The sequence below is a fragment of the Pseudomonas sp. FP2294 genome, from assembly GCF_030687625.1.
Classification (GTDB): Bacteria; Pseudomonadota; Gammaproteobacteria; order Pseudomonadales; family Pseudomonadaceae; genus Aquipseudomonas; species Aquipseudomonas shahriarae.
Genome location: NZ_CP117441.1, coordinates 1,022,358 through 1,037,497, shown reverse-complemented (window position 1 = coordinate 1,037,497; position 15,140 = coordinate 1,022,358). Strand labels below are relative to the sequence as shown.

Annotated in this window: 14 protein-coding genes; 4 read left to right on the top strand and 10 right to left on the bottom strand. The window is 62.1% G+C overall.

Going from position 1 to position 15,140, the window contains the following annotated elements; translation table 11 throughout:
• Positions 1 to 52: 52 nt before the first annotated feature.
• Positions 53 to 841: an IclR family transcriptional regulator gene (locus tag PSH73_RS04510; protein ID WP_057958335.1), complete on the top strand. Its 789-nt coding sequence runs from the start codon at positions 53 to 55 to the stop codon at positions 839 to 841.
• A gap of 149 nt (positions 842 to 990) precedes the next feature.
• Here PSH73_RS04510 and PSH73_RS04505 read toward each other — a convergent pair whose 3' ends face one another.
• The 8 genes from PSH73_RS04505 to PSH73_RS04470 all read right to left on the bottom strand — a co-directional run bounded on the left by PSH73_RS04505 (position 991) and on the right by PSH73_RS04470 (position 11,415).
• On the bottom strand, positions 991 to 3,531 hold the full coding sequence (locus PSH73_RS04505; RefSeq protein ID WP_305462013.1) for a LuxR C-terminal-related transcriptional regulator: 2,541 nt from the start codon (positions 3,529 to 3,531) through the stop codon (positions 991 to 993).
• Between the two features lie 153 nt (positions 3,532 to 3,684).
• A complete protein-coding gene (locus PSH73_RS04500; RefSeq protein WP_169990148.1) occupies positions 3,685 to 5,052 on the bottom strand; it encodes a DUF1329 domain-containing protein in 1,368 nt (455 codons plus the stop codon).
• A gap of 30 nt (positions 5,053 to 5,082) precedes the next feature.
• On the bottom strand, positions 5,083 to 6,873 hold the full coding sequence (locus PSH73_RS04495) for a DUF1302 domain-containing protein (protein WP_305462011.1): 1,791 nt from the start codon (positions 6,871 to 6,873) through the stop codon (positions 5,083 to 5,085).
• 483 nt (positions 6,874 to 7,356) lie between these two features.
• Positions 7,357 to 8,268 (bottom strand): SDR family oxidoreductase, encoded by a 912-nt coding sequence (locus tag PSH73_RS04490; protein ID WP_120731680.1) that lies wholly within the window; start codon positions 8,266 to 8,268, stop codon positions 7,357 to 7,359.
• Between the two features lie 198 nt (positions 8,269 to 8,466).
• Positions 8,467 to 9,411: an alpha/beta fold hydrolase gene (locus tag PSH73_RS04485; RefSeq protein WP_057958330.1), complete on the bottom strand. Its 945-nt coding sequence runs from the start codon at positions 9,409 to 9,411 to the stop codon at positions 8,467 to 8,469.
• Entirely contained in the window at positions 9,411 to 10,193 is a 783-nt protein-coding gene (locus PSH73_RS04480) for a class II aldolase/adducin family protein (protein ID WP_057958329.1), read from the bottom strand. Before PSH73_RS04480 ends, PSH73_RS04485 begins: the two co-directional genes overlap by 1 nt.
• A 153-nt stretch (positions 10,194 to 10,346) precedes the next feature.
• Positions 10,347 to 11,033 (bottom strand): LrgB family protein, encoded by a 687-nt coding sequence (locus tag PSH73_RS04475; protein ID WP_169960571.1) that lies wholly within the window; start codon positions 11,031 to 11,033, stop codon positions 10,347 to 10,349.
• Complete coding sequence (locus tag PSH73_RS04470) at positions 11,023 to 11,415, bottom strand: CidA/LrgA family protein (RefSeq protein WP_282405502.1); 393 nt, start codon at positions 11,413 to 11,415, stop codon at positions 11,023 to 11,025. Before PSH73_RS04470 ends, PSH73_RS04475 begins: the two co-directional genes overlap by 11 nt.
• 92 nt (positions 11,416 to 11,507) lie before the next feature.
• On the opposite strand from PSH73_RS04470, the gene PSH73_RS04465 reads away from it, so the two are divergent.
• Positions 11,508 to 12,404 carry a LysR family transcriptional regulator gene (locus tag PSH73_RS04465; protein WP_057437816.1) on the top strand — a complete coding sequence of 299 codons (897 nt, stop codon included), beginning with the start codon at positions 11,508 to 11,510 and terminating at the stop codon, positions 12,402 to 12,404.
• Here PSH73_RS04465 and PSH73_RS04460 read toward each other — a convergent pair.
• Positions 12,385 to 12,840: a flavodoxin gene (locus PSH73_RS04460; RefSeq protein WP_057444540.1), complete on the bottom strand. Its 456-nt coding sequence runs from the start codon at positions 12,838 to 12,840 to the stop codon at positions 12,385 to 12,387. The two genes, PSH73_RS04465 and PSH73_RS04460, sit on opposite strands and share 20 nt — an antisense overlap.
• Positions 12,841 to 12,943: 103 nt before the next feature.
• Between PSH73_RS04460 and PSH73_RS04455 the strand changes: the two genes are divergently transcribed.
• A complete protein-coding gene (locus tag PSH73_RS04455) occupies positions 12,944 to 13,411 on the top strand; it encodes a PAS domain-containing protein (RefSeq protein ID WP_057437813.1) in 468 nt (155 codons plus the stop codon).
• A 58-nt stretch (positions 13,412 to 13,469) separates the two neighbouring features.
• Positions 13,470 to 14,075, top strand: coding sequence for a hypothetical protein (locus tag PSH73_RS04450; protein WP_057437811.1), 606 nt, complete (start codon positions 13,470 to 13,472; stop codon positions 14,073 to 14,075).
• Between the two features lie 2 nt (positions 14,076 to 14,077).
• Here PSH73_RS04450 and PSH73_RS04445 read toward each other — a convergent pair whose 3' ends face one another.
• Entirely contained in the window at positions 14,078 to 15,037 is a 960-nt protein-coding gene (locus PSH73_RS04445; RefSeq protein WP_057958326.1) for a MerR family transcriptional regulator, read from the bottom strand.
• Positions 15,038 to 15,140 lie beyond the last annotated feature (103 nt).

Sequence of the window (15,140 nt, the reverse complement as noted above, 5' to 3'; positions counted from 1 at the left end):
TCGACCGTCAAGCTATAAAGACCGCCATTCGTCTTTCGGACACACGCTCTCCATGGAAAAGCCGCCCGCCCCCCGCGACACCGGTAAACAGAAAGTCCGCTCGGCCGAAGTCGGCACCGACATCCTCAAGGCCCTGGCCGAACTGTCGCCGGCCACATCCCTGTCGCGTCTGGCCGAGCACGTGCAGATGCCGGCCAGTAAGGTCCACCGCTACTTGCAGGCCCTGATTGCCTCGGGGTTTGCCGAACAGAACGCGGCCACCAACCATTACGGCCTGGGCCGCGAGGCCTTGCGCGTGGGGCTGGCGGCGCTGGGCAGCATGGACGTACTGAAAGTCGCCACCCTGCCCCTGGCGCAGCTGCGCGACGAGTTGAATGAAACCTGCTTTCTCGCGGTATGGGGCAACCACGGCGCGACCGTGGTGCATATCGAACCGGCGGTGCGTGCGGTCACGGTGGTGACGCAATTGGGCTCGGTGCTGCCGCTGCTCAGTTCCTCGACGGGCCTGGTGTTCAGCGCGTTTTTGCCTGAGCGCGAAACCGTTGACCTGCGCGCGCAGGAGATCCAGGCCGGCATCGCCCATGCGCTGGCGGACGACCAGGCGTATGTGCAGGCCTGTGAACAGATTCGCCAGCGTGGCCTGCACTTTGTGCATGGTTTGCTGATGCCGGGGGTCGATGCACTGTCGGCGCCGGTATTCAATGCGCTGGGGCAGGTGGTGGCGGTGATGACGGTGGTGGGGCCGACCTCGTTGTTCCATGCCGATGAAGATGGACCGGCGGCCCGGCAATTACTGGCAGCGAGCCAGGCGGTGAGTTGGCGGATGGGTTATCAACCCTGATCCACCAATACTGAATGCACACAGACTAATGTGGGAGCTGGCTTGCCTGCGATGGCGGTGGGTCAGTTGATACATTCTGCGACTGATACACCGCCATCGCAGGCAAGCCAGCTCCCACAGTTGATCTCCATTGCCTGTAGTACCGTCGCTCAGGCCATCAGGCCCAGGCTCTTGGCCTTGGCCACCGCCTGGGTGCGCCGCTCTACCCCCAATTTGCTGTGAATCCGCCGTGCATGGGTCTTCACCGTGTGCAGCGAGATAAACAACAGGTCGGCAATTTCCAGATTGGAGTTGCCCAGCGCGATCAGTTGCAACACTTCCAGCTCCCGTTGGCTCAACGGGTTTTCCCCCGGCGCCGCCACTGCCTCCTGAGGTTCAAGCCCCAATTCACTGAGCAACCCCGGCTGGCGCAGGCGCAGTTCACGCACCGCCTGCTGCACCTGACAGCGCGCCGCCAGGGCCAGACCGGTTTGCAGCGCACGCACCGCCAGCGCTTTCTCCCCCAGTTGCCAGGCCACCTCGCCCAGCACCAACTGCAACTCCACTTCCAGGCACTGCATGCCAGACTCGCGGGCGGTGTCGAGCAAGGCGGTGAGCCGCTGGATGGGGTGCTCGGCACGGCGTAGTTTGACCTGGGCCAGCACCAGCAGATACTCCAGCCGGGGGATCAACTCCAGGGTCGCCGGCGGCGCCTGCTTGGCGTGGGGGCCGTGATAATGGCGCAGCACCCGGCTGACCGCTTCCAGGGTCAGTTCGGCCCGCCCCTGCTGTAGCCAGAAATGCCCGCTGAGCAACAGCAACACCGCCCGGTACACCGTATCGGGCACCTGCCGGCGCTGCATCAGGCGCTCGGCGTCGCGCAGTTGGATAAACGCCTGGGCGTAGTCGCCGCGGTTGGCCGCCAGCATTGCCAACCCGAGGAAGCCATACAGCACGCGCTTGTCCTGGCTATGCAGGCACATGCCCAGGCCGGCTTCGATACATTCGGTGGCCAGGGCGTCCTGCCCCTGGCGCAGTGCCAGATGCCCTCGGCGCAAGGCAATCCGGCCCATCAGCGGCCCGGTCTTGAGACGCTGCTGGATCAACATGGCCTGCACGCCTTCCAGCAGGCTCTGGGCCCGGTACGGTGCGCCCCGCTGCTCCAGCAGTTGCGCATGATCCAGCTCCAGTAGCGCCTCCAGCAACAGCGAACCATGGGCCCGCGCCAGACACAGCGCCTCGCGGTTGAGGGCCTGGGCCACGTCCAGTTCGCCGCGCAACAGCGCTTGCTGGGTCAGCCCGGACAGGCACATCAGGCGCGACGTCCAGGCGCTGTCCGGCAGATCATTCAACGCATCGAGAAAGTGCGCGCGGGCCCGCACCGCTTCGCCCCCCAGATGCAACAACCACCCCCACTGCGCCTGCCAGCGCGCCAGCAGATGCCGTTGCAAGGCGGCCGTGGGTTGCGGGGTGAAACGTGCCAGTTGATCAACACATTGCGCGGCCTGCTCGAAACGCCCGGCAAACAGCAAGGCGGCGGTGACCAGCCCCACCCGTTGCGCCGAGCCGAGCATCAACTCGTCACCGTGCTGCTCATGCAGGCGCAACAACAACACAGCGTTTTGCTGACGGAACAGGTCTTCGAAACTGAAGTGCTCCAGCAGGCTGACCGCCGCTTCGTACTCCTCGGCCAACAGCGCCTGCTCGAACGCCGCCTGCCAATCCTGGGCCGCACTGAACCATTGGCAGGCGCGCCGGTGCCAGGAGCGCCGGGCCGGCCAGGGTTCGTCGCGCAGCAACTGGGCCAGGGGGGTGAAGACCTGCAGCCAGTCCGGCGAGTCTTCCCAGGGCTCGATAAACGCCCCCAGGGCCTGAAGTTCACGCAGGTAGTCGGCGCCATCGCCAAAGCCAAACAGGTGTTCGCATAACCCCTGGTTAAAACGTGGCAAGTGCGCCAGTACGCGCCAGGCCTCCTCCAGCTCTTCAGGCAGGGTGCTGAACAGCTCGTGCTGCAGATAGTCGAGCAGGGTCTGGGAACGCCCATGCCAGGCGCCGCTGTCGGGATGGCTGTCGCCTTCCAGCAGGGCAATACGCACCCCAGCGCACCAACCGGCGCTGAATTGCAGGACCTTGTCGGCAGTCTGCCCGGCTGCGGCGTGATGCTCGAGCAGTTGCTGGACCTCGCGCTGATCGAACGCCAACTCGGTGCCGCCGCACTCCCACAATTCATCATCGAGCAGCAGCCGCGGCCAATTGCAGGCCGGTCGACGCCGCGCCCCCAGCCACCAGACCAAGGCCGGGCTGCTGGCCGTCAGCACCCGGTCGAGCAAGGCATCCAGGGCCGGTGCCGACACCCGGCAATAGTCATCGAGAAACAGCCAGGCCGGCGCTTGCCAGCGGCTCAGGTCCAGCAGCAAGCTGGCTTCATCGACAAACGCCAGGCCCAGGCTCTGGGCCAGGCGCTGGCAGAAATCCAGCGGGGCCAAAGCCGCGCCATTGAGCGGCAACCAATACACCTGGCAGCTCGCCGGGGCCTGCAGGGCACATTCGGCCAACAACGCACTCTTGCCGCTGCCGGCCGGCGCGCACAGCAACCGGACCCGCGCCTCGGTACCCCGCAACGGCTCGGCCAGGCGTGGGCGCAGCAAATGGTGGGAAGACAGACGTGGCATGAATCCAGGACGATCCAGGCGACGGGTCATGGCGGTCATTACAGCGTCCCTTTTTTATTGTTATGCGGCGTGCGGACTACCGTAGTCCTGTCAATGGGCGTTGTTGAAGAAGTATTCAGCGGGCTGATTGCCGAGCATAAAAAAGCCGGGCTTCATTTGAGCCCGGCACAGGATTGGGTTTACAACCTCAGGTCAGCGTACGCCCGAGGCGCGCAAGGCCGCCGGGGTGTAGTCCGCTGCCTTGGCGTTGAAGCCGAACACAAAGCTGCTCTTCTCCTCGTTCTTCATGCCCAGGGCGATGTAGCGCCCGGCGATGATGTCGTACAGGGTCTCGACCGTGTAGGCCGGGGTCTGGTGGTTGTAGTAGAACTGCGCATGGCCTTCGGCAACGCGCCACAGTTGGCCACGGCCGTCATAGTGATCCACCAGCGCCACTTGCCAGCTGTCTTCGTCGATGTACATGTGGCGCTTGGCATAGATGTGCCGTTCGTTGGGCTTGACCGTGCCGACCACTTCCCAGACCCGGTGCAGTTCATAGCGGGTCAGGTCCTGGTTGATATGGCCGGCCTTGATGATGTCGTCGTACTTGAGGGATGGCGAGTCGAGCTTGTAGGCGTTGTAGGGAATGTACATTTCCTTCTTGCCCACCAGCTTCCAGTCGTAGCGGTCTGGCGCGCCGGAGAACATGTCGAAGTTATCCGAGGTGCGCAGGCCGTCGGACGCGGTACCCGGCCCGTCATAGGCTACTTGCGGTGCACGGCGCACGCGGCGTTGACCGGCGTTGTAGATCCACGCCAGGCGCGGTTCCTTCACCTGGTCGAGGGTTTCGTGCACCAGCAGCACGTTACCCGCCAGGCGGGCGGGCGCGGTGACCGACTGCTTGAAGAAGGTCAGCACGTTGGCGCCCTTGGTCGGGTCCATGTCCGGGATCAGTTGCGGCACCGCCACTTCTTCTTCGAAGCGGATCGGCGTGTAGCTGCCGTTGGTCTGCGGTGTGGCCTGGGTGATGATGCGCCGCAGGTTGCCGCCGTGGTAACGGGTGATGTGGTTCCACAACACCTCGACGCCATTCTTCGGAATCGGGAAGGCGTAGTAGCGGTTGCCGGTGAAGTTTTCCAGGCCGTTGCCGTCGTTGATCGACTTGACGTTGAGCGCGCTGCGCTTGATCGACTCGTAGATATCGTCGGGCAGGTTGACCGTGCGGTGAGTGGTGTAGACCGGGATTTTGTAGGTCTCGGGATAACGCTTGAACATCGCCACCTGGCCGTCCGAGAGTTTGTCCTTGTACTTGTCGACCGTGGCCGCAGTGATCACGAACAGCGGTTTTTCATTGGCAAACGGGTCGGCCAAAAAGCCCTTGCTGTCCACCGCACCGGCGTTTTTCGGGATGCCGCCGGTCCAGGCCGGGATCGAGCCATCGGCGTTACCGGCCTTCTCCGCACCCACCGGGGTCAAGGTGGTCCCCAGCTTGGCGGCTTCTTGCGGTGACACCGCGGCCATCACGTTGGCGGCCAACAGGCTGAGGGCCAGCACACCGCACTGCAAAATCGTCTTACGCATGGTTGTTGTCCTTGTTCTTTTTTAGCCGAATCAGAAGTTCACGCCGAAGCTGAGGGCGAGGAAGTCACGATCGGTCAGGGTGTTGTAGTCACCGCCAAAAAAGTCGGTGTAGCTCAGGCTCGCGGTGTAGGTATTGCGGTAGTCCGCATCGACCCCGACGCTGAGCGCCCTGGCCCCTTCGTTGAACAGGCCGTTGGGGCCGTAGCCCTTGACGTCATGGGACCAGGACAGGTTGGGCTTGAGGTTGATCCCGGCGATCACGTTGTTGTAGTCGAGGATCGCCCGGGCGCGATAACCCCAGGAGGTCGCGGTGACGAAGCCGTCAGTGTCACCGCCAAAGCCGTATTGGCCATAGACCGAATCGCGGCCGTAGCGCAGCTTGGTTTTGTTCTCCAGCCCGCCGACCCGCACGATGGCCGCCTCGCCCACCACGGTCAGGCGCTCGGCGCCCAGCACCTGGTCGAAAAACTGGGTCATGGTGGTCTGGAACTGGGTAATTTCCTTGCGCCGGTAGCCGATGTTGTCGGCGCCAAATGAGCTCCTGATAGGTGACACGGTGTTACCGGCAATCGGGTTGACCAGGGCCAGGGTCAGGTCAGTGGTGTTGAGTTGCACGGGGGCGTTGGGGCGGTAGCTGATTTCCCCGGTCCAGGCCGTGCCGGTGGGCAGGGTCGTGGAAAAGCTGGCGCCGTACAGGCGGATATCTTCGGGGTAATCCAGGTAGTACTGGCCGCGCCCGAGCATCACGCTCTGCGCCAGGCCGGCGCCACTGCCGGGGGCAATGCCGTTGGCGGTATTGATGATATTGCCGATGGTCGCCAGGTTGGTGTTGGCCGTGAGGGTGCCCACCGTCGGCGTGCGGCTGTGGTAGTTCATGAAGTACAGGCCGTACTCGGTGTCATCGCCCAACCAGCGCAAGGCCATGCCGAACTGCCCGGAATCCCGGGCGTCACGGTCGGCGGCGCGGCGTACGATCACCCCTTCATTGGTTACGCCAAAGCCCTGGCCGAACGCGGCAGCGACCGGTTGCAGCGGGCGGATCGCCGGGCTGCCAACGGTGTAGTTGTCGGTGCAGCCATCGGCCGCCACGTCGCCACCAAAGTAGGTGCCGCAGTTATCCAGCACGGTCTGGTCCCATTCCAGCTGGTAGAAGCCTTCCACGGTCAGTTGGTTGGTCAGGCCCTGGGAGGCGAACAGCATGTTGACTGGAATCAGGCCCTCCTTGATCTCGGCGCCCGGCCGGCGGAAGGCCGAGACGTCAATGGGGTTGATGCTGTTGATGGAGTTGCCGATGAAGGTACTTTCGCCCCAACTGACCACCTGTTTACCGGCGCGCACGGTGCCCGGCAGGTTGCCCAGGGAATAGTTGTGATAGACGAAGGCATCGAGGATCTGCGCACCGCTGGATTTGGAGCCTTCCTTGCGGTTGTGGTCGCTGATCGGCTTGAACTCGCGGTCTTCGTCCTTGAGTTCGAAGTCGTACCAGTATTTGCCCCGCACAAACACACCGGTATCGCCGTACTTGAGTTCCAGGTCGTGCAGGCCCTTGAAGATTTTCGAGAAGGTTTCGCCCTTCTTGAAGTTCAAGCGCCCGTCATCCCCGGTGGAAGCCTGGCCACTGCCGCCGTTGACCGTCCCCACCAGCTTGCGGTCGGCATCGCGCATGCCCCAACTGGCCCCGACCGACAGCGATGAATCGAATTGACCCTCGATCTCGCCGATATTGAATGAAACAGCCTGCGCCTGAACGCAGCAGCCCAAAGCAACCGCAGCGGCCAGCGCCTGTGGCCTGAAGATGGCGCGCATTGTTGTTTTTGTCATGCGTCTTCCCCGGTGGTGTGACAGAAGGCCCCACCCTACTGCCCGCCAGCAGGAGCGATAAGCGCACCAAGGAGGTATTCGTTGTGTCGCTCGAAAGGATTAGCGCAGGCTCTAGCGTGGGTATCAGCGGGGCTATGGACGCAGTGGATGGAGCGCCATCAAGAGAATGGATACCCCCGCCCGGCAGGGGCGCCACTGTTGTTGTTTTGGTAACAGTCCTTGTCCTGAATCAGTGTTTTTCATTCTGTTACAACGGACTATTCTTGCCGGGCTTTCAAGGCAAACAGCCTGCTTCACGAAAGCCAGTTTTGGATGGATTGAAGCTTATTTTCAGTCTGTTAACGGTGTTCACTGACGTTGATTTGTAGCTCCTTGATCCAACGTCTTACTTCGGCCGCTGCTTTTGCAGCGGCCTTTTTTATGCCTGAAACAAAGCGGGGCGCTCTCAGCGCCCCGCAGGATTAAATGTTTTTCAGGTAACGATCACAGGCTGTACTTCTGCAGGTTGTCCATCATCTCTTTCAAGGCTTCGATATTGTCCTTGGGATGGGCCGCCCCTTCAAAGTCGCAGATCTGCTGCCAGTGCGCCGCCACATCCTCTGGCGAGAAGCCAGCCTCAGGATCAAAGCCTACGCCCAGGCTGCGTTCCCAGCGGGTCTTGCCGATCCAGCCGCCGCCCACTTCAAACAGCCCCGAGGTTTCCTGGCAGGTCTCGCTGCCCAGGTACACCACCAGCGGGCTGACCAGCTCGGGCTTGAGTCGCTCGAACACCTGCGGCGGAATCAACCCTTCAGTCATGCGCGTGCCGCCAGTGGGCGCGATGGCGTTGACCAGGATGTTGTGCTTGCGCCCTTCCAACGCCAGGGTGCGGGTCAGGCCATACAGGCCGAGCTTGGCCATGCCGTAGTTGGACTGGCCGAAGTTGCCGTAGATGCCTGAAGTGGACGCGGTGAAAATCACCCGGCCGTAGCCTTGCTCGCGCATATGCGGCCAGGCGGCGCGGGTCACTTTGTAGGCACCTTCGACGTGCACGCGGTACACCAGGTCCCAGTCGCTGTCCTCCATCTTGTGGAAGGTCTTGTCCCGCAGGATCCCGGCGTTGTTCACCACCACGTCGATGCGGCCAAACACGTCGAGGGCGTGTTGCACGATCTTTTCGCCGTCGGTCACCGAATCGTGATTGGCCTCGGCAATGCCGCCGGCCTCACGAATCTCGGCCACTACGCGGTCGGCCGCCGAGGCGTTGGCGCCTTCGCCCTGAGTCGAGCCGCCAAGGTCGTTGACCAGTACCTTGGCCCCGTGCCTGGCGAACAGCAGCGCATGGGCACGGCCCAAACCACCCCCGGCCCCGGTGACGATCACGACTTTATCTTGGAACTGCACAGACTCACTCATAGGGAACTCCAGCGAAGACAGTGGACGATGGCTTGAGTGTCAGGCACCGGGCTTGTGGTCACAATAAATACGGGCGGGGGTGAATGGTGCGCAATAAGGCACGGGGATGATTGAACTGATGCAGGAGATAGCTTGTGTGGGAGCTGGCTTATGTGGGAGCTGGCTTGCCTGCGATTGCATCACCTCGGTACAACTGATTTACCGAGGTGTACCCATCGCAGGCAAGCCAGCTCCTACACAAGCCAGTTCCCATAGCGGGTCTTTGCTGTTGCCGATGCCGTCGCGAAATACCAGGTAATGCTTGAGCACCTGCACCGGCGCCTCGATCTGCGGGTAGTGGCCGATATTGGCCAGCAACACCGTGTCGGCGTCCGGTATCAACTCGCGGTAACGCGCGACCATGTGCGCGCCGGAGACCGGATCGACTTCGCCATCGATCACCCGCAACGGCACTTCGCCGCGCTGCATGGCCGCCACCCAGCGCTCACGCTGGCGACGGCGCTGGGGAATGTAGGCGATGAGTTTGTGCAGGATCCGCGGGCCGTCGTTGTTTTCGATCAGGCTCCAGAAATCATCCAGGGCACTTTCGCTGGGACGGGTGTCGGGGCCGAAGATCTGCTTGAAGCTGTCGGCCAGGGCGTTGCGCCCGAATGCGCGACCGATCATCCACCCCAGGGGGCTGAGCAAGAGTTTTTGCACCAGCGCCGCGCGGTGGGTCTCGGGGAACAGCCCGCCATTGAGAAATACACAACTGGCCAGTTGAAAGCGACCTTCGTAGTGCCGGGCGAGCAGTTCCTGGGCCACGCTGTCGCCGTAGTCATGGGCCATGACATGCACCGGCTGTTGAATCCGCAGATGGGCCAGCAGCGCCTGTTGCAGGTCGGCCTGTTCCAGCAGGCAATAAGTGTGGTCCAGGGGCTTGGCCGAGTCGCCGAAGCCGAGCATGTCGCAGGCGATCACCTGATAACGCTGGGCCAGGGGCTGCCAGAGGTAATGCCAGTCCCAACTGGCGCTGGGGAAACCGTGGATCAGCAGCAAGGGCTCGCCCTGCCCGGCCACCCAATAACGCAGGGTCTGCCCGCGAAAGACAAAACTCTGCCCGCGCTTGCGCCAGGCGCTCAGGGGGATCTCGGCCAGTGGCATCAGAGTCGGTATCCTGGGTCTTGTTGGTCCAGCTTGCGCAACAATGCCGGCCAGGCCAGCGCGCCGCCCATGCCTTGGGCGCTCTTGGTCACGCCCGCAATCATCGCCTTGGCCCCCGCCAGAATCTGCGGCTCGATGGCGATCAATTCCGCACCGCCGTTTTGCGCCAGCACCTGGATATCGCAGGCGCGCTGGAAGGTGAACATCATCAGGAACGTATCGGCGATGGTCGCACCGCAGGTCAACAGGCCATGGTTGTGCAGCATCAGGAAATTGTTCGGCCCCAGGTCGGCCTGCAGGCGGGCCTTTTCCTCGTGGTTCAGCGCTACGCCTTCGTAGGCGTGATAGGCCAGGCTCGACAGCACGAACAGCGATTGCTGGCTGATGGGCAGCACGCCCTGCTTCTGGGCCGACACGGCCACGCCGGCCGCCGTGTGGGTGTGCAGCACGCAGACCACGTCGTGGCGTACTTCGTGTACCGCGCTGTGGATGGTGTAGCCGGCCGGGTTGATCTCGTAGGGGCTGTCCATCAACTTGTTGCCGGCCTGGTCGACCTTGACCAGGCTGGAGGCGGTGATTTCGTGGAACATCAGCCCGAACGGGTTGATCAGGAAGTCTTCGGTGCCCGGCACCTTGGCAGAGATATGGGTGAAAATCAGATCATCCCAGCCATGCAGGGCCACCAGGCGATAGCAGGCGGCCAGGTCGATACGGGCCTGCCATTCGGCGGCGCTGACCTGGTCTTTTACACTCTGTGTCGATTGAACGGGGGCTAGGCTCACGGCAATGACCTCGACGCGGTGGTGTTCTTATAATTTTTTTAGGGTGATGGGCCAGTCTAGCCAGACCTCGGGGCAGCCGTAGTTGCGTTGGCAGCCAGCTTGATGACCGAGCGAGTCAACTACGAGGATAGTTCAGATTCGTACAACAAGGTGTCAGAGAAGCGACGCCAATAAAGGCGCGGCAAACAGGTTGAGCAAACCGGCCAGGACCATCACCAGTCCGGCCACCGAGCCCTCCTCGCCCCCCACTTCATGGGCACGGCTGACGCCCGCACCGTGGGCGCCCACGCCAAACAACGCGCCCCGCGCCAGGGCACTGCGCAGCGGCAACCACTTGAGCAGTACCCCGCCGAGCATGGCGCCGAACACACCGGTGAACATCACAAATACTGCCGTCAGCTCCGGTACACCGCCCAAGTCATGGGCCAGGGGCATGGCAAAGGGCGTGGTGATCGAGCGTGGCACCAACGACATCGTGACCGAACTGTCCAGGGCCAGGGCCTTGGCCAGGCCAAATGAGGTGCCAATGGATGCCGCGCTACCCGCCAGCATCCCCAGCAGCAACGCCGACCAGTGCCGCATCAATAACTGGCGCTGCTGCCAGATCGGAATGGCGAACGCCACCGTGACCGGCCCCAGTACCAGCATCAGCCAATGGGTGTCGGTGGAGTACTCGGCATAGGCGGTGTTCAGTGGCACGGCCACCGCCAGCAGCAGCGCGGGCACCAGAATCAGTGGCGACAGCAGGTAGCGCCCGGTACGCCGATAGATCCAGCGGCTGAAACCATAGGCCACCAGGGTCAGGGCCAGCCAGAACAGCGGCATCAGTTCAAGCTTCATGGCGCAACTTCCAGCGGCAGACCAGTTCGACGGTAAACGCCGTGACCAGCATCACCATCAGGGTACTGAGGGCGATCACCAGCATGATCCGCCAGCCGTCATGGCGCATCAGGCCGCCGTAATCGAGCAGGCTCATCAGCGCCGGGATAAAGAACAGCAGCATCTCTGCCATCAGCAGGCCAGCGCCCAACTGCAGGGCCGCCGGCTTGATCAGGCCGCAGGCGAACACCAGCAACAGCAAGCCCAGGCCAATCACCCCGCCAGGGATCGGCCAGGCCAGCCACACGGCCACTTGGCAGCCCAGCAAGTAAATCGCCAGCAATACCAGCAACTCAACCAGCAGCCGGCCCAGATGTTTGAAGGTTAAGCGTTTAGTAGACATAGGTTCCTCGCAGGCCTTCATTTTAAAGAGCCGCGTGGCATACCCGAAGCGAATTGTTAGACTGCAAGCCATTCCAAATAGGAATTACCGCAATGGAATTCAAACAACTGCGCAGCTTTATCGAAGTGGTCCACCGTGGCGGGTTTACCCAGGCCGGGAAAACCTTGCATATCAGCCAGTCCGCCGTGAGCAAGCAAGTGGCGCAACTGGAGCAAAGCCTGGGCACGCCGCTGCTCGACCGCATTGGCTCCCAGGTGCGCCTGACCGCCGCCGGGCAGGTGGTGCTGCAACGGGCCGAAGCCATGTTGCGCCTGCAAACCGAGCTGCTGAGCGAGCTGGACGACTTGAATCAACTCACCCGTGGCGAGTTGCGCATGGGCCTGCCGCAGTTGGGGGGCGACACCCTGTTTGCCGGGCTGTTTGCCGAATATCGCCGGCGCTACCCCAATGTCAGCATCCAATTGCTCGAAGGCGGCAGCCGCAATATTGAGCAGGCCATCCTCGCGGGTGAGCTGGACGTCGGCGGCAGCCTGTTGCCCACCGATCCGGCCTTCGCCTGGCAAGCCTTCTGTGATGAACCGCTGGATGCGCTGCTGCCCGTGGACCACCCGCTGGCGCAGCACACAGAGATTGGCCTGGAGGAGCTGGCCGACACACCATTTTTGATGTACCAACGCAGCTTTGTGCTCAATGACCGGCTACTCCAGGCCTGCCAGCAACTGGGCTTCACACCCCGGGAAAGTGGGCGCAGTGGCCAGGCGGACTTTCTGGTGGCACTGGTGGCCGCCGGCCAGGGCGTGGTGCTGCTGCCCAGCGTGGTCGCACGTGGGCTGGAACGTCCCGGCGTGGTGCGCCTGACACTCAGGGCACCGCAATTCCTACGTTGGGATATCGCCTTTATCTGGCGCAAGGGCGCCTATCTGTCGAAAGCCGCCCTGGCCTGGCTGGCGCTGCTGCGCGAATACCCGATCAGCCGCGCAGTGCGCTGACCAACTCTGCCAGCCATGGCTCCGCGTCAGCTTCCGGGGTGACGCTTTCGCTGGCATCCAGGCGCAGCATTGGCAGGACTTCGCGCACGCCCAATTCGCCGAACAGCTCACGCATCTGCTCGCCGCCGCCACAGAAGGTGTCGCCGTAGCTGGCGTCGCCCAGGCCGATCACCGCGCCAGGCAAACCGCGCCAGGCGGCGGGCAATTGGTCGCGGATCATCGAATACAGCGGCATCAGGTTGTCCGGCAGTTCGCCCATGCCGGTGGTGGAGGTGACGGCCAGAAAGGCGTCCGGGGCGAAGGCTTGCACATCGGCCAGGGTCGCCCGCGGGTTATGCCAGGCCTCGAAACCGGCTGCATTGAGGATACCCATGGCGTGGCGGGCAACTTCTTCTGCCGTGCCATAGACCGAGCCGGAAAGGATGGCGACTTTCATCAATCTGATCCTGTAGTTGAGTGAAAACCTGGGATATTAACAGTTGGCAGCCGGGTGGGTTGCCCTACACTAAGAAATCCACAAACACGCTATGGATCGCTCAATGATCAACGCCAAGCTCATGCAAATGGTGGTCAATGCCTCCAACGACGGGATTGTCGTGGCGGAACGGGAAGGCAAGGACAAACCGCTGATTTACGTGAACCCCGCCTTCGAACGCATGACCGGCTACAACCTGGACGACGTCCTTTATCAGGATTGCCGCTTCCTGCAATCGGGTGACCGCGACCAGCCGGCCCTGATGGCCATTCGCGAAGCCCTGGACAGTGGCGGCGCATGCCGGGAAATCCTGCGCAACTACCGCAAGGACGGCACGCATTTCTGGAATGAACTGTCATTATCGACGGTTTATAACCAGGCCGATCAGCAGACTTACTTCGTCGGCGTGCAGAAAGATGTCACGGTTCAGGTCAAGGCCCAGCAGCGTGTGACCCAGCTGGAAGCCCAGGTAGCAGCACTTACGGCCGAGTTGGCAACGCTCCGGGCGACGAGCGGATCTAACAAACTTTAGAAAATATGGTCTTTAGGGTGATAATCAGTTTAATCACGCATTTCCTTGAGCCACATCAATGCAACGCGACGCGCTTTTGACCCAGGACGAGCTGGATTTCATCCAGAACATGCACCACAACCCGCAGCTGAATGTGCGGGATGTGTCGTCGAGCCTGACGGTCAACGGTGGCGCGCAGATCCGCGACCTGCTTACGCGCCTGGCGGCCCATGAGCAGGTGACGATCCAGGCGCAGTTCGATAACCAGCAAATGACCTTTCCACTGCAACTGGTGGAAGACGAGTTCCATGCCCTGCACTTGCGTCTTGGGGTGCCGAGTATTTTCGAGGATGGGCCGATGATTCGGCCCTGGCGCCTAGTGCTTGAAGAGCCGGTCGCCCTGGAAAACGTCAGGGGTCAGCCGGGAGCGTTGTGGGTGCATGAAGTGTCGTTCAAGGGCCTGCTGGTGCAGTGTCGCGGCCGCAGCAAACCACCGCGCACGTTCTCGATGTGGTTCAGCCCCTCCGGCTACGAACGGATTGCCGTGCGTGGCACGTTAGAGCGCGAAACGGCTCGCGGCCTGTTTGCCTACCGCTTGAGCCAGGGTGATGCGGATGAAACCGAGCGCCTGCGCCAGTTCATCCTGCAACAGCATCGCCTGGCCCACCCCGAAGTGCATGCCTGATCTCAGGTATCCAGGGTTCCACTGAGAAACTGCTGCAAGCGTCGCTGCATCAACCGCCCCTCATTGCCCAGGCAACCGATGGCAGTACCGGCCAGTTGCTTGTCGGCCATGTCCGAGGCATCACCGGCCAATAGCAGCGGGCACTCCAGGGTCAGGGCCAAGCGCTCCAGCCGATTGGGCAAATCGTGGGTCGGTGAGTGGTTGGAGAACAGCACCAGCGCCTGCGGCCGGGTCTTCTCGCAGATCAGCGTCAACTCATCCAGGGGATGGCCCAAGCTCAACACGTGAACGGCCAGTTCATCACCACTGAGCATCAGCCCCGCCACCAGCAACTCCAGTTCTCGGCACTCCCCGGCAATGGCCGCCAGCAATACCTGTGGCGTACGGCCGGCACGGGCCATCTGCAGGCGCTGGGAAATCCGCGCCCGCAAGAAACTGTCGAAAAACAGCCATTCGCTGGCCTGGCCGAAACGCCCCTGGTGACGCAACAACTGTTGCCAAAGGGGCATCAGGATGTCCTGGAACACCACCGCAACGGGGTATGCCGCAAAAATCTGCCCGTACAGGCGTTCCAGTTGCAGCTCATCAAAAGCGCCGATGGCAAGTTGCAATTGCTGCTGCCACTGAGTCGACTCGTGTTCTGCGTCGCCTTCCTGCAACTGGCGCACGAAAGAGGCCTGCGCATCGTCGCGCGCGAGGATCTTGCCAACTTTGCTGACCGCCACGCCACGCTCGATCCAATCCAGAATGCGATGGACGGTCTCAATATCCTTCTGCGTGTACAGGCGATGCCCGCTTTCGGTGCGTACCGGTTGGATCAAACCATAACGCCGCTCCCACGCTCGGAGCGTGACCGGGTTGATACCCGTCAATCTCGCAACTTCGCGAATCGGGAACAACTCATCTGCCGCACAGTGGGCGCTTGGTGCAATACCTTGGGATGGTGCTGTGATTACAGGCATCGGCTGACCAAAACTATACAAAGTTGGATCCCATTTAACGCTTTTATACCTGTCTTTTTCAAGGGAATTGCCCAGCCGTCCAATGTCGCTGGCGTATTTCGTC

Coding starts and splice junctions, on each gene's coding strand:
- PSH73_RS04505 (WP_305462013.1), bottom strand. CDS start 3,531: ATGACCGCCATGACCCGTCGCCTGGATCGTCCTGGATTCATGCCACGT.
- PSH73_RS04485 (WP_057958330.1), bottom strand. CDS start 9,411: ATGCCACTGGCCGAGATCCCCCTGAGCGCCTGGCGCAAGCGCGGGCAG.
- PSH73_RS04500 (WP_169990148.1), bottom strand. CDS start 5,052: ATGCGTAAGACGATTTTGCAGTGCGGTGTGCTGGCCCTCAGCCTGTTG.
- PSH73_RS04470 (WP_282405502.1), bottom strand. CDS start 11,415: ATGTCTACTAAACGCTTAACCTTCAAACATCTGGGCCGGCTGCTGGTT.
- PSH73_RS04460 (WP_057444540.1), bottom strand. CDS start 12,840: ATGAAAGTCGCCATCCTTTCCGGCTCGGTCTATGGCACGGCAGAAGAA.
- PSH73_RS04495 (WP_305462011.1), bottom strand. CDS start 6,873: ATGACAAAAACAACAATGCGCGCCATCTTCAGGCCACAGGCGCTGGCC.
- PSH73_RS04475 (WP_169960571.1), bottom strand. CDS start 11,033: ATGAAGCTTGAACTGATGCCGCTGTTCTGGCTGGCCCTGACCCTGGTG.
- PSH73_RS04445 (WP_057958326.1), bottom strand. CDS start 15,037: ATGCCTGTAATCACAGCACCATCCCAAGGTATTGCACCAAGCGCCCAC.
- PSH73_RS04455 (WP_057437813.1), top strand. CDS start 12,944: ATGATCAACGCCAAGCTCATGCAAATGGTGGTCAATGCCTCCAACGAC.
- PSH73_RS04450 (WP_057437811.1), top strand. CDS start 13,470: ATGCAACGCGACGCGCTTTTGACCCAGGACGAGCTGGATTTCATCCAG.
- PSH73_RS04490 (WP_120731680.1), bottom strand. CDS start 8,268: ATGAGTGAGTCTGTGCAGTTCCAAGATAAAGTCGTGATCGTCACCGGG.
- PSH73_RS04465 (WP_057437816.1), top strand. CDS start 11,508: ATGGAATTCAAACAACTGCGCAGCTTTATCGAAGTGGTCCACCGTGGC.
- PSH73_RS04510 (WP_057958335.1), top strand. CDS start 53: ATGGAAAAGCCGCCCGCCCCCCGCGACACCGGTAAACAGAAAGTCCGC.